The sequence below is a fragment of the Escherichia sp. MOD1-EC6300 genome (genome assembly GCF_002965045.1).
Lineage (GTDB): Bacteria > Pseudomonadota > Gammaproteobacteria > Enterobacterales > Enterobacteriaceae > Escherichia > Escherichia coli_F.
This window is the reverse complement of the sequence record NZ_PTRH01000010.1, coordinates 84,312-97,586: the sequence shown is the minus strand read 5'-3', so window position 1 is coordinate 97,586 and position 13,275 is coordinate 84,312. Positions and strand designations below refer to the sequence as shown.

The window sequence follows — 13,275 nt, the reverse complement described above, 5'->3', positions numbered from 1 at the left end:
TTATTCCCCCACCATTTCAGTATTCGCCGCACCTGGCGGCACCATCGGGTACACTTTTTCTTCGGCATCAATACGCACGTGGATCAGCGCCGGACCAGGGCGATTGATGATTTCCTGCAATGCAGCCTGCGGATCGGCTTCGTTATTCAAATCACAGGTTTCGAGGCCGAATCCGGCGGCAATCTGCATAAAGTTGATTTTGCCCGGATAGGTGGCGGCAAAAACGCCCTGCTTGTAGAACAGACTCTGTTGCTGATGCACCAGCCCCAGCGCTTCGTTGTTCATCAGGATGATTTTGACATCCAGTTGGTTTTCGCTAGCGGTCGCCATCTCCTGAATATTCATCATCAGGCTGCCGTCGCCGGAGAAACACAACACTTTGCGATCCGGGTTCGCCAGCGCCGCGCCAATGGCCGCAGGCAGGCCAAAGCCCATCGTGCCCAGCCCGCCGGAGGTCAGCCACTGGCGTGGGCGATTGAGCGGATAAGCCTGCGCGGTCCACATCTGATGCTGACCCACGTCGGTGGTGATAATCGCGTTGTCATCGACACAGGCGGCAACGGCGTTGATCAGGCCGTAATGGCTTAACGGATCACACGCTTTCGGGATTGGACACGGGAATTCGCGCTGCAAATCGGCTACCAACTGGTGCCACTCTGCACGCGGTTGCGCTTCCACCTGCGGGATCAGCTGCGCCAACACGTCATCAACATCCGCCTGAATCGCTACGTGCGGCTGCTTGATTTTGCCCAGCTCTGCGCGGTCGATATCGACATGAATAATTTTGGCATTCGGGCAGAACTGCTCGGTTTTACCAATCGCCCGGTCATCAAAACGCGCGCCGAGAACAATCAGCAGATCCGCCTCCTGCAAAATGTAGTTGGTGCTGCGCACGCCGTGCATCCCCAGCATACCCAGCGACAGGGGATGTGCTTTTGGCAATATGCCCAGCGCCATTAAAGTCATGGTGGTAGGCAGCTGCGCTTTCTCCGCCAGTTCACGCACCCGCGCGGGCGCGTTAATGACACCGCCGCCCAGATAGAGCACCGGGCGTTTGGCGGCGTTAATCATTGCAGCTGCGTCACGAATACTCTCTTCACTAAACGCAGGCGCGGCAGCTTTTTCTGTCATACCGGGCTGTTCTTCAATCTCAAAAACTGCCGTTTGCACATCCTTAGGAATGTCTATCCACACCGGGCCAGGGCGGCCTGATTGCGCAATACGGAAAGCATCGCTCATGACCTGCGGGAGTTCTTCGATATGTCTGACCAGATAGTTGTGTTTGGTGATGGGGATAGAGATGCCGTAGGTGTCCACTTCCTGGAAGGCATCAGTGCCGATCATTGAGGCAGGAACCTGACCAGTGATGCAAATCAGCGGGATGGAGTCCAGTCGCGCATCGGCAATGGCGGTCACCAGGTTAGTCGCACCTGGTCCGCTACAGGCCATACAGACCGCCGGTTTGCCGTCAGTGCGCGCCATTCCCTGAGCGATAAACCCCGCGCCCTGTTCATGGCGAGCCAGAATATGGCGGATTTGCGTGCTTTGGCTTAAGGCGTCGTAAACAGGCAGGATAGAACCGCCCGGAATGCCCGTCACAATCTTAATGCCCTGCTGTTCCAGGAAATGAACGATAAATTCTGCGCCGGTAAAGCGCTTACGCGTCGATGATGTGCCCGAACTTGCCATGCTCCAGTCCTTTTCTTCTGGGCCGACTTTCCGGGAGGTGCTTAAACGAAAAACCCCGCCCGGTTTGCGCCGGCGGGGTTTTGGAATCGTGTGTTGTTCCAGTCCCTACGGCGCATTGCCGACGACCACCACCACACGCACGACGACCACTGCGGCGGATGGCGCAGTTGGTAGTAGTTTTGCGTTGAGCATGGAAGTAGTCATTGGGGACCTTGTTGGTTTTGTGTTTAACAATATTTATACAAGCACAGGTTTACAGGAGAGACAATGGAAAATTTTTCAGCAAGGGAAAATTGAGGGATTGATCACGTTTTGTACTGTACTGCAGGTAACAAAAAACCCCGCCGGAGCGAGGTTTCGTCAGCCGCCCGCGGCTGGTAACCGCAAAGCACACTGTATTATGTCAACACAGAAAGTATACGTGTTCCGCGCAGAACGCGCAATTTCGGCACGAATTTTGACGTATTTAGTACATAGTGGAGTATCGATCACAGTTTACGTTTTGTCTAAATATTACTGTTTATTTATACAGTAAACTTCTATAATATCACTGTACGCAATGTGTTATGCGGGGGCCGCATCGTTACCCGGCGCACTAAGTCCTGGCTGAAACGGGTGGTGCCGTCAGCGCCTTAACCCCGCGTGAGCACACTGTGTTATGTCAACAAGCACAACGTTTCTCCTTGAGATACCGCGTGCACAACAGCTGGCAACAGGCAGCGGAAAGGTACGTCAGCTGGCAGTGCTCCTGAACCACAGGAGACGCGTATGAGCCTGGTGGATATCGCCATTCTTATCCTCAAACTCATTGTTGCAGCACTGCAACTGCTTGATGCTGTTCTGAAATACCTGAAGTAATTCAGATTCAAGTCGCACCAAAGGGGAGCGGGTAACCGCTCCCCTTTTATATTTAACGTGTGGGTTGGTGTCGGATGCGATGCTGACGCATCTTATCCGACCTACCATCCCTCCCGGCAACATTTATTGCCGCTTTTGTTTACATATTCTGCCGCTAAACAATTCCCCATTCCTGGCGTATATCTGGCTAACATTCATCAATGTGATAGATTCCTCTCCCGCATTTATGGGAATGCGTAGTGACTTATTCTAATTATTTTTATAAAAGCATCCGTGATAATGAAAAGGCATAGAAACGTCAATTTGTTATTGATGTTGGTATTACTCGTGGCCGTCGGTCAGATGGCGCAAACCATTTATATTCCAGCTATTGCCGATATGGCGCGCGATCTCAACGTTCGTGAAGGGGCGGTGCAAAGCGTAATGGGCGCTTATCTGCTGACTTACGGTGTCTCGCAACTGTTTTATGGCCCGATATCCGACCGTGTGGGTCGCCGACCGGTGATCCTCGTCGGAATGTCCATTTTTATGCTGGCAACGCTGGTCGCGGTCACGACCTCCAGTTTGACGGTGTTGATTGCCGCCAGCGCGATGCAGGGGATGGGCACCGGCGTAGGCGGCGTGATGGCGCGTACATTGCCGCGTGATTTATATGAACGGACACAGTTGCGTCATGCTAACAGCCTGTTAAATATGGGGATTCTCGTCAGTCCGTTGCTCGCACCGTTAATCGGCGGTCTGCTGGATACGATGTGGAACTGGCGCGCCTGTTATCTCTTCCTGTTGGTACTTTGTGCCGGTGTGACCTTCAGTATGGCGCGCTGGATGCCGGAAACGCGTCCGGTAGATGCACCGCGCACGCGCCTGCTTACCAGTTATAAAACACTTTTCGGTAACAGCGGTTTTAACTGTTATTTGCTGATGCTGATTGGCGGTCTGGCCGGGATTGCCGCCTTTGAAGCCTGCTCCGGCGTGCTGATGGGTGCGGTATTAGGGCTGAGCAGTATGACGGTCAGTATTTTGTTTATTCTGCCGATTCCGGCGGCATTTTTTGGAGCATGGTTTGCCGGGCGTCCTAATAAACGCTTCTCAACGTTGATGTGGCAGTCGGTTATCTGCTGCCTGCTGGCTGGCTTGCTGATGTGGATCCCCGACTGGTTTGGCGTGATGAATGTCTGGACATTGCTTGTTCCTGCCGCGCTGTTCTTTTTCGGTGCCGGGATGCTGTTTCCGCTGGCGACCAGCGGCGCAATGGAACCGTTCCCCTTCCTGGCGGGCACGGCTGGCGCGCTGGTCGGCGGTCTGCAAAACATTGGTTCCGGCGTGCTTGCGTCGCTCTCTGCGATGTTGCCGCAAACCGGTCAGGGCAGCCTGGGGTTGTTGATGACCTTAATGGGATTGTTGATCGTGCTGTGCTGGCTACCGCTGGCGACGCGGATGTCGCATCAGGGGCAGCCCGTTTAAGCTCACGTCACCGCAGCATCGTCATCAGCTCCATGGGAGAACGATGCTGCTTTATCAGATCACGCATCACCCGCATATGCGGCGCGGAGTAAGAATAAAACGCCTGATAGCCCGCACAAAGCACGTTGTCTGGCGTCTCCTCCCGAGCGTGCGGGCACAGCCGATGCCAGTCGCACGCCTGGCAGCCACGGCGCGGTTGCGGGTTTTCGCTGCCACACCATTTTTGTAGGGTGGCGTCAAAAAGCTCAATCGAGATACGACTGATATCTGCCCGTACCCAACACTCGAACAGGGCAATTAAAAATTTCCCCCACAGCTCTGCTGTCACCGAAGCGGCCGTCAGATCGCCCCGGTCATCAAATTCAAGATGGGGAATAAGCTGTACGGAGCGGATGCCCCGCTGTTTGAAATTGTAATAAAAATCGGCAGGTTGCAGAGCATCCTTATACTCTACAACCAGTTTATGCCTGTCCTCTTCAGCATCAATGACCTGACTTCCTGTCATGCGACTCTCTCAATAAATACGATAAGTTGATGTATATGCGTTACAGCAAACAGTATTGCGAGAGATAACACCGCGAGGGAGATCAAAAATTTGTCACGGACTACGTGAAATTGGGAAAAATCGCTATTCGTGACATCCATTAAATTGCGATTACGGGTGTAGTGCCAGAGGATCAGCGCTACGATGGCGAGGATGCCAATCGAAATCCAGAATAACATGCCCGCCTGGTGCCAGTTGTGTTTGATAGCCAACGCCATCAACGCGCCGTAGCCCAGCATGGTACGAAACCACGCCAGTGATGTACGCTCCGGCTGCAGCCCTGGGTCGGCAATGCGTCTGGCTTTGCGGCTATCCGGCATACAACACCAGTCCCATAACGATCACCGCCACGACCATCAATATTACGCTGATGATTAATAAGCTGTTGGTATAGGGCAGGTCCTCTTTCAGACGCATCGCTTTTTCATTGCGTAACCAGCGCAAGTAGCCATACATCGCTAACCCGCCGGAAAACAGACACAACAACAACGCCAGCAGTTCGCGAATGACGGGCGTGGCGAAATCTGGCGCAAGTTGATCAAGCCCAACCCCCGCCGCCAGAAATCCTAGTGCAGTACGGATCCACGCCAAAAAAGTACGCTCATTAGCCAGCGAGAAGCGGTAATCGGGCGCTTCTCCGAGGCGGGAAATTTTCATTGTTGCTCCTTTGCAATTTCACTAACGCTCTAGCTTTAGCGGTTTTTTTAAGAATTTCGTCCGCCCGTTTCCTGATATGCTTTTGCCATCCGCTACAAGGAGGTCAGATGGGTATCATAGCGCAAAATAAAATCAGTTCATTGGGCATGCTGTTCGGTGCCATCGCTTTAATGATGGGGATTATCCACTTTTCATTCGGCCCTTTTTCCGCACCACCGCCAACGCTTGAAAGCATCGTGGCGGACAAAACGGCTGAAATTAAAAGAGGTCTTCTCGCCGGAATAAAAGGCGAAAAAATTACCACCGTGGAGAAAAAAGAGGATGTAGATGTCGATAAAATCCTCGATCAAGGTGGAATCGCACTGGCCATTGCTGCGCTACTTTGCGCATTTGTTGGCGGTATGCGTAAGGAAAATCGCTGGGGCATTCGCGGCGCTCTGGTTTTTGGCGGCGGGACGCTGGCTTTCCATACCTTACTTTTTGGCATCGGCATCGTGTGCAGCATTTTGCTGATATTCCTGATGTTTTCTTTCCTGACCGGCAGTTCACTGGTTTAAGCAGCCTGAATATTTTGCCCGCTGGGTTATCGCCAACGGGCATTGTCGTCAAAACTTCTGTTTTTTCTCTTCCACCTTCACCCCTTGTGTTGGCAGGCCGGTGTCATAGTCGCGTACTACCGGCGAATAGCCATCCTGTGGGCGTGGACGGAACGCCCCCATCCAGCGCGGTTGCGCATCTTTACGCCACGGACGCAGACTCCATTGGTAACTGCGGAACGGATCGCGAATTTTGTCCATGTAATCCAGCAAGGCGTCATGCATTTTGCGGCGAACGTCGGTAAAACGGATATCATCGATCAGGTTATGCATTTCATTTGGGTCGTTACGGCGATCGTAAAGTTCATCACTGGTGAAAAGGTTTAGCACCAGTTTAAAATCATCCGTCACCCAGCAACGCACCGGAATAAAACCGCCAAAGCTGTCATGCTCAATCTCATAACGGTTAAATTCCACCATCACGCCACGCGGCTCTTTCACAGCAAGGATATTTTCCCCTGGCAGAATGTCTGGTTTTTCAATATCTGCCAGCGCCATCATTGTCGGCAGTAAATCGATATGACTGACTGGCGTATCGACCTGCCGCCGCTCCCCTTGCGGTGAACGGATGATCAGCGGAATACGGGTGATGTCGTCATACATCGCGGCTCCTTTACTGATCAGCTTATGTGCGCCCATCATTTCGCCGTGATCGGAGGTATAAATGACCCACGTACTTTCACGCTGCTCTGGCGTTAATGCGTTGATGACCCGTCCAATTTGGTCATCAACAAAGTCATTGCAGGCAAAATAGAGCGGATGGTGATAAAGCCCGTCATCACCGACTGGCGATGGCATTGCCTGCGCCCATAAGCGGTGATGTTCCGGTTTGTTCGCCAGGTCATCCTGTGATTTCTCGCCAAGTTCGTAGTAAAAATCAGCGTATTTCTCTAAATACTCAACCGGACAAGTGAACGGGTGATGCGGCTCATCATACGAAACCACCATCAGGAAGGGTTCCTCGGCGCGCGCGGGCTGTTGCAGAAAATCTACCGCCCGATTGCTGATGCGGTGCGCCCAGGTGAAGGTTTCGTCGATCTGGTTCGCCTGTAAATCCTCAACACTGTTTAGGCCATTGCGCCACAGGCTGATCTCTTTTTCCGTCAGTTCGCTAAGGTAGTTCGCCCCATCGAACCAGTAATCAGCGTCCCACTCCGGCGGACACTCGCCAGTGCCGAAATAGTCATGACCGTCGAGATGCCATTTGCCAATGTAACAGGTGTGATAGCCCGCATCCTTAAAGTAGCGTCCCATAGTGGAGATGTTTTTGCCCGGCGCGACGTTATTGGTCCACGGGCCGGACTGGTTAGCGTAGATACCGGTAAACAGCCCGGCGCGCGCTGGTGTACAAACCGGTGAACAGGTATAGGCGGAATTAAAGCGAATACTTTCCGCCGCCAGACTATCAATATTTTGCGTATTCAGCGGCTTACCGCTATAGCAACCGACCATATTGGTGGCCTGGGTATCGGTCATGATGAACAGAAAATTGGGGCGTTTCATAGGCTATCCTTCGCGTCGGGAGTAAAGGTTACGGCTGGGTCGTGACGATGCCGCCAGCTGTCAAAAATCAGGTAGACAATCACTACGGCAGCGATGAAATAACTGAGTATCGCCAACCAGCGCGTACCGTAGCCGCCGAATTCAGCCAGCCCGGCATAGACGCCAATCATCGCGAATAAGATGCCAATTGACGCGATCTTGACGTTTTTCCACGGCTTCATGTCCACCGCAAACGCATCTTTGAAAGTGAACGGCGTGGCGCGTGGTTTGATAAAACCAATCACCAGCATCACTACCACGTTGATGCAGAACGTACAGGCCAGCACATAGAGGAAATGGAAGTCGAACTTCACCAGATAGTTGATGGTAATGTAGCTGATAATGCCAATCCCCATCGCCACTTTTGCCGCCAGTGCCGGAATGCGGGGGAAGAAAAAGCCCATAATGATGATGGTAACCAGCGGCACGTTGTAAATACCGTTGAGCTGTTTCATCCAGCTATACAGCCCCTGCGGCGCGTTGGCGATCCACGGCGCGACCAGCACCGAAACAATGGCGATAAAGAAACCAAATTTGCGCCCGACGGTAACCAGTTGCTGCGGCTCGGCATTTTGGTTAATGATGCGTCGGTAAATGCCCATACTGAATAACGTACTGGCGCTATTCAGAAAGCCGTTGAAAGTACTGATCACCGCACCAAATAACACCGCGCCGAAAAAACCTACCAGTGGCACTGGCAGAACGTTATTGACCAGCGTCGGATAAGCCATATCAGCTTTCGGTAAATCCTGATACAGATGAAACGCTATCAACCCTGGCAGCACCAATACCAGCGGGTCGAGCATTTTCAGCACCGCCGTTAACAGCGCCCCTTTTTGCCCTTCCGCCAAACTTTTTGACGCCAGCGTGCGTTGCACGATGCCCTGATTTGTACACCAGTAAAAGGTGTTAACCAGAATCAAACCGGTAAATGCCGCACCAATTGGCAAGGGATCGGTTGGACCGCCGACTGAGTTTAATTTCTCGGCGTGAACGGTGGTGAGTTGCTCAATGCCCTGCATAAAGCTGCCCTTGCCCATCGCGATCAGGCCAAACACCGGCACCATCAAGCCGCCGATAACCAGCCCAATACCGTTAATGGAGTCCGCCACCGCCATCGCGCGCAGTCCGCCGATCACCGCATACAAAATTCCCGCCAGGCCAAGCAAGATCACCAGCAGCCAGATAGCCGCACCGTGAGAAATTTGTAGCGATTCCCCGACGTGAAACAGGCTGTTTAACGCCAACGCGCCGGAGTAGAGAACAATTGGCAGAAAGCAAACGCCAGTGGCAATGAGGAAGCAGAAGTCGATGATAATACGCGTAGTTTTATCATAACGTTCCTCCAGAAAATCGGGGATGGTGGCAATGCCGCGCTTCAAATAGCGCGGTAAAAAGATTAGTGCAAGAAAGATCAACGTCACCGCAGAAGTGACTTCCCAGCCCATTACCGACATGCCACTTTTGTAGGCCTGTCCGGAAAGACCGACCAGTTGTTCCGTGGAAAGGTTGGTTAACATTAACGAAGCGGCAATAACCGGCGCTTTTAGTGAACGTCCGGCAAGAAAATAGCCTTGTTGCGATCCGGTATCTGTTTTGCGGACCTTCCACCAGGTGATGACCGCCACCAGCAGCGTAAAACCGACAAAACTCAAGATTTGTAACGAATTCATCTCATAGCCCTTATTTATGTTTATGTCCCGGACGCATGAATATAGGGAGAGGTAAAATGCGTCGGGTCAGGCAGTCAGATTCTTAAAATACAAACGTCGTATCCCTGAACGGATTGTTTTCTGTTAAGTTCAGGTTGTGAGCATAATTCGCCGGAGGGATATTAAAATGAATGGAAAATTGCAAAGTTCGGATGTAAAAAACGAAACTCCGTACAATATTCCCTTATTGATTAACGAAAATGTGATCTCCAGCGGAATTTCTCTGATCTCGCTCTGGCATACCTACGCCGACGAGCATTATCGGGTGATCTGGCCGCGGGACAAGAAGAAACCGCTTATCGCCAACTCATGGGTTGCGGTGTATACCGTACAAGGATGTGGGAAAATTATTTTAAAGAATGGTGAACAAATAACACTGCATGGCAACTGTATTATATTTTTAAAGCCAATGGATATTCACTCTTATCACTGTGAAGGTTTAGTCTGGGAACAGTACTGGATGGAATTTACCCCCACCAGTATGATGGATATTCCCGTCGGTCAGCAAAGCGTTATTTATAATGGCGAAGTTTATAATCAGGAACTCACCGAAGTTGCTGAATTAATTACTTCACCAGAAGCAATAAAAAATAATCTGGCAGTCGCTTTTCTGACGAAAATTATTTATCAGTGGATTTGTCTTATGTACTCAGACGGTAAAAAAGATCCACAACGGCGGCAAATTGAAAAACTAATTGCCACTTTACATGCCAGTCTGCAACAACGCTGGAGCGTAGCCGATATGGCTGCCACGATCCCCTGTAGCGAAGCCTGGTTGCGTCGTCTGTTTTTACGCTATACCGGCAAGACGCCCAAAGAATATTACCTCGATGCGCGTCTGGATCTGGCGCTATCGCTATTAAAGCAACAAGGGAACTCGGTTGGCGAAGTCGCTGATACACTCAACTTCTTCGACTCCTTTCATTTCAGCAAAGCCTTTAAGCATAAATTTGGTTATGCGCCGTCAGCCGTGCTGAAGAATACGGACCAGCACCCAACGGATGCCAGTCCACACAATTAACGTAACTCTGGCCAGTACGCTTTGTTGGCCTCCAGCAACTCATCCAGAATAGCTTTGGCGACCGAGGCGCTCGGTACCGTTTTCGACAACGTAATCGCCTGCCACAGGTGCTGATATGAACGCTGTTCCCAGGCGTCCACGACCAGTTTTTCCACCGCCACTTGCTGACTCATTAACCCTTTCTGAAACTGCGGGATATCGCCGACCACCAGTGGTTCTGGTCCGTTGTGCCCGACCAGACACGGGATCTCGACCATCGCTTCATCATCAAAGTTATGAATTGCCCCGTTGTTAGGCACAATCAGCAACATCCGCTCCTGAGTGTTGAAGGCAATTGCCGCCGCCAGATCGACGATGTATGACGCATGTTCGTCAATTTCCAGCTTGCCCGCCGCTGAATTTCCTGCCGCCGTAATGGCGCGGCAAGCATCGAAAACCTGTTTCTCGCGATGTTCCATCACCTCATTCGCGCGGGTATGTTCAGGGTTGGAATGCTGAACGACATAATCCGGGAAGAGATAATATTTCAGATAGGTGTTCGGCAATGTATCCGGGTCCAGTGCCTGTACATCCCGCGCTTTTGCATAGGTGTCGTTCCAGCTCGCTTCGGTATGCGTATCTTGCTGCGGTGGAACATAACCGTGCTTTGAGACATATTGCCGCAGCTGGGGCATCAGGTCGTTGCCTTGCAAATCTTCAATTGATGTCCACCAGCCAAAGTGGTTCAGGCCGTAGTAGCGCACGCGCATCTGTTTGCGATCTTGCAGCCCAACAATTTGCGCCATCCGACTTTCAATACCGATTGGCATGTCACAGATGTTGAGGATTTTCGCGTTCGGACGCAGACGACGTGTGGCTTCTGCCACAATTGCTGCCGGGTTGGAGTAGTTGAGCATCCAGGCATTTGGTGAATATTTTTCCATATAATCCACCAGTTCCAGGACGCCACCGATAGATCGCATGCCGTACGCTATTCCGCCGGGTCCGCAAGTTTCCTGACCGACAACGCCGTGGCGCAGCGGTATTTTTTCATCCAGTTCGCGCATCGGATATTTGCCGACACGAATGTGCGCCATGACAAAATCAACGTCGCTGAACGCCACTTCAGGATCGGTGGTGTAGCTAAACTCAATGTCCGGCGCTTTCTCTTTAAGAATAACTTTACAGGCTTCGGCAATCACTTCCTGCCGTGCGCCATCGTTATCATAAAATTTCAGTGCGCGAAGCGGGAAACGATCCTGATTCGCCAATAACATCAACACGATGCCTGGCGTAAAGGTGCTTCCACCGCCTGCGACAACCACTGAGAATTTGGTCATTATACTGCCTCCGTAATGGCAACTTTTTCTGCTAATTGATGAGAATTAATTAAGCTATCGAGCTGTTCACGCAGCTGGGAAACATGCAAACCAATGATCACCTGAATGGCATCACCACTACGGAAGACGCCATGCGCTCCCAGCTTTTTAAAGACTTCGTCATCCAGCGTTTGTGACATGTCATGCAGTGCAATACGTAGACGCGTCGCGCAATTGTTAATACTGGAGATATTGCCCACCCCGCCCAGGGCTTGCAGGATGCCGGCAGCCTGCTCCAGCTCTTTTTTGGGCTCTGCAGCGGTAGTTTGGCCTCGTGAGGCTTTGTATTCGGCTTTCGAGTAGAGCTTCACCTCCGCATCTTCACGCCCCGGTGTGCACATGTTGAATTGCAGAATCAGGGTGCGGAAGACAACGAAGTACAAGAGGGTAAAGCACAACCCAATGGCGATTTGGGTCAGCATCATATCCGCATGTTTGCTGAACATCGGGATCCAGTTTTGCGGTAAAACCTGGTCTATCAGACCACCGCCCATGTTGCCCACCACACCAAAGAGATACATCACAGTCGACATTGAGGCCGCCAGCACGGCGTGTACCGCAAACAGCAACGGTGAAATGAACAGGAAGGTAAATTCCAGCGGTTCGGTAATTCCCACCAGCATGGCGGTTAAGGTTGCAGGGATCAGCAAGCCCGCCACTTTTACCCGATTTTCCGGTGCAGCAGTGAAGTACATCGCTAAAGAAATGCCCACGGCACCAAAGATTTTTGAGTTACCGTGCAGGGCAAAACCGCCTTCCGGGAACAACGATTTCAGCGGCTCGGCGCTCAAACTGAACTCTTGCAGATGCTGCGCCCAGTACATCTGAATGCCGCCTTCAACAGCTGCCGGACCAAAGATAAACGGTCCGTAGATGAAGTGGTGTAAACCGGTTGGGATCAGAATGCGTTCGAGGAAGGTGTAAACCCACACCCCAAGCGCACCCGCCGAACGCAGGAACGCTTGCAGAGATTCAATTCCCATTTGTACTTTTGGCCAGCCGAGCAAAGTCAGCCAGGCGCAGGGGATCATCACCAGGAAGGCGATAATCACCACATAAGACGTCCCCTGGAAAATGCCGAGAAACACCGGCAGTTTTTTATCGAACAGACGGTTATGCAACGCTGTCACAATGCCGGAAATGATAATTGCGCCGATAATGCTGGTATCGAGGGTTTTAATTCCGGCCATCATGGTCAGCCCGCTACCTGCCACCGCGTCCTGAGAGAAATCGACGCCGAAGTAGCTTCCCCAGGTCATTCCCATCGCGTTGATGAAATAGTTCCAGGTCAGGAAACTCACCATCACCGCCAGACAAGCACGCCCCTGCGCTTGCTTAGCAAGGCCAATAGGTAAACCGACAGCAAAAATCAGCGGCATATTACGGAATACCGTCCAACCGCCCTCTTCAATAATGTGTACGATTTGCGCGAACAAACTGTTCGGATCGGTCAGTGATTCCCCGACAAACATCGGGTTTTGCAGCAAGATGGCAAGACCCACCACAATCCCGGCGAAGGGAAACAGCAGCACTGGCGTGAACATCGCGCCGCCAAAGCGTTGAATTTGACTGAGCATTTCCACATCCTCTTTTCTCAATTCTGTAAGTAGGAAGCCTGATTGGTTATGCGGCAGGCCTGGAGCGAGGATAGGAAGATGCTATCGGCAGAACATAACGACCCAGTGGGATTCGTGATCGCTTTCATGCTTTTCGTTGAGCGGTAGAGATCTACGTTTTCGCGAAAAAGTAGACATCTGTGAACACGGGTACACAGCATCAAACACATCACTAAAAAAAAGATGCTTTTTCAACGGATTAATCGAAATTTGTGGGC

The 13,275-nt window shown here is 51.6% G+C and carries 14 protein-coding genes; 4 read left to right on the top strand and 10 right to left on the bottom strand.

Translation table 11 applies throughout. From position 1 onward, the window contains the following. Both ilvB and ivbL read right to left on the bottom strand, forming a co-directional pair. On the bottom strand, positions 1-1,689 hold the full coding sequence (gene ilvB, locus BGE37_RS16045) for an acetolactate synthase large subunit (protein ID WP_105288207.1): 1,689 nt from the start codon (positions 1,687-1,689) through the stop codon (positions 1-3). A 105-nt stretch (positions 1,690-1,794) separates the two neighbouring features. Beyond that, the gene (gene ivbL / locus BGE37_RS16040) at positions 1,795-1,893 is read right to left on the bottom strand and encodes an ilvB operon leader peptide IvbL (RefSeq protein ID WP_001300753.1); all 99 of its coding nucleotides are present in this window, start codon (positions 1,891-1,893) and stop codon (positions 1,795-1,797) included. A 564-nt stretch (positions 1,894-2,457) separates the two neighbouring features. Here ivbL and tisB point away from each other — a divergent pair. Next, the gene (gene tisB, locus BGE37_RS16020; RefSeq protein ID WP_000060506.1) at positions 2,458-2,547 is read left to right on the top strand and encodes a type I toxin-antitoxin system toxin TisB; all 90 of its coding nucleotides are present in this window, start codon (positions 2,458-2,460) and stop codon (positions 2,545-2,547) included. A 123-nt stretch (positions 2,548-2,670) separates the two neighbouring features. Here tisB and ysdE read toward each other — a convergent pair whose 3' ends face one another. Further along, the gene (gene ysdE / locus BGE37_RS25645) at positions 2,671-2,745 is read right to left on the bottom strand and encodes a protein YsdE (protein ID WP_211180519.1); all 75 of its coding nucleotides are present in this window, start codon (positions 2,743-2,745) and stop codon (positions 2,671-2,673) included. Between the two features lie 81 nt (positions 2,746-2,826). Here ysdE and emrD point away from each other — a divergent pair, with 81 nt between their 5' ends. Then, the gene (gene emrD, locus BGE37_RS16010; protein WP_001306726.1) at positions 2,827-4,011 is read left to right on the top strand and encodes a multidrug efflux MFS transporter EmrD; all 1,185 of its coding nucleotides are present in this window, start codon (positions 2,827-2,829) and stop codon (positions 4,009-4,011) included. Between the two features lie 7 nt (positions 4,012-4,018). On the opposite strand, the gene BGE37_RS16005 is transcribed toward emrD, so the two are convergent. The 3 genes from BGE37_RS16005 to BGE37_RS15995 are packed head-to-tail and all read right to left on the bottom strand — an operon-like array spanning position 4,019 to position 5,212. After that, positions 4,019-4,516 carry a radical SAM protein gene (locus BGE37_RS16005; protein WP_000148072.1) on the bottom strand — a complete coding sequence of 166 codons (498 nt, stop codon included), beginning with the start codon at positions 4,514-4,516 and terminating at the stop codon, positions 4,019-4,021. After that, complete coding sequence (locus BGE37_RS16000; protein ID WP_001113432.1) at positions 4,513-4,875, bottom strand: DUF202 domain-containing protein; 363 nt, start codon at positions 4,873-4,875, stop codon at positions 4,513-4,515. Before BGE37_RS16000 ends, BGE37_RS16005 begins: the two co-directional genes overlap by 4 nt. After that, the gene (locus BGE37_RS15995; protein ID WP_000703961.1) at positions 4,865-5,212 is read right to left on the bottom strand and encodes a YidH family protein; all 348 of its coding nucleotides are present in this window, start codon (positions 5,210-5,212) and stop codon (positions 4,865-4,867) included. The genes BGE37_RS16000 and BGE37_RS15995 overlap by 11 nt, the downstream gene beginning before the upstream one ends. 107 nt (positions 5,213-5,319) lie before the next feature. On the opposite strand from BGE37_RS15995, the gene yidI reads away from it, so the two are divergent. After that, a complete protein-coding gene (gene yidI, locus BGE37_RS15990) occupies positions 5,320-5,769 on the top strand; it encodes a protein YidI (RefSeq protein ID WP_105288206.1) in 450 nt (149 codons plus the stop codon). Positions 5,770-5,817: 48 nt separating this feature from the next. Here the strand turns inward: yidI and BGE37_RS15985 are convergent, their stop codons facing one another. Next, on the bottom strand, positions 5,818-7,311 hold the full coding sequence (locus BGE37_RS15985; RefSeq protein WP_105288205.1) for a sulfatase-like hydrolase/transferase: 1,494 nt from the start codon (positions 7,309-7,311) through the stop codon (positions 5,818-5,820). Continuing rightward, positions 7,308-9,023 (bottom strand): solute:sodium symporter family transporter, encoded by a 1,716-nt coding sequence (locus tag BGE37_RS15980; RefSeq protein WP_001087155.1) that lies wholly within the window; start codon positions 9,021-9,023, stop codon positions 7,308-7,310. The genes BGE37_RS15985 and BGE37_RS15980 overlap by 4 nt, the downstream gene beginning before the upstream one ends. A 166-nt stretch (positions 9,024-9,189) precedes the next feature. On the opposite strand from BGE37_RS15980, the gene BGE37_RS15975 reads away from it, so the two are divergent. Next, complete coding sequence (locus tag BGE37_RS15975; protein ID WP_001366762.1) at positions 9,190-10,083, top strand: helix-turn-helix transcriptional regulator; 894 nt, start codon at positions 9,190-9,192, stop codon at positions 10,081-10,083. Here BGE37_RS15975 and BGE37_RS15970 read toward each other — a convergent pair. Together BGE37_RS15970 and BGE37_RS15965 are read right to left on the bottom strand one after the other, a co-directional pair. Beyond that, positions 10,080-11,402 carry a 6-phospho-alpha-glucosidase gene (locus BGE37_RS15970; RefSeq protein ID WP_032185514.1) on the bottom strand — a complete coding sequence of 441 codons (1,323 nt, stop codon included), beginning with the start codon at positions 11,400-11,402 and terminating at the stop codon, positions 10,080-10,082. The genes BGE37_RS15975 and BGE37_RS15970 overlap by 4 nt on opposite strands. Then, positions 11,402-13,018, bottom strand: a complete 1,617-nt coding sequence (locus BGE37_RS15965) for a PTS sugar transporter subunit IIB (RefSeq protein ID WP_088541973.1) — start codon at positions 13,016-13,018, stop codon at positions 11,402-11,404. Before BGE37_RS15965 ends, BGE37_RS15970 begins: the two co-directional genes overlap by 1 nt. Positions 13,019-13,275: the final 257 nt, after the last annotated feature.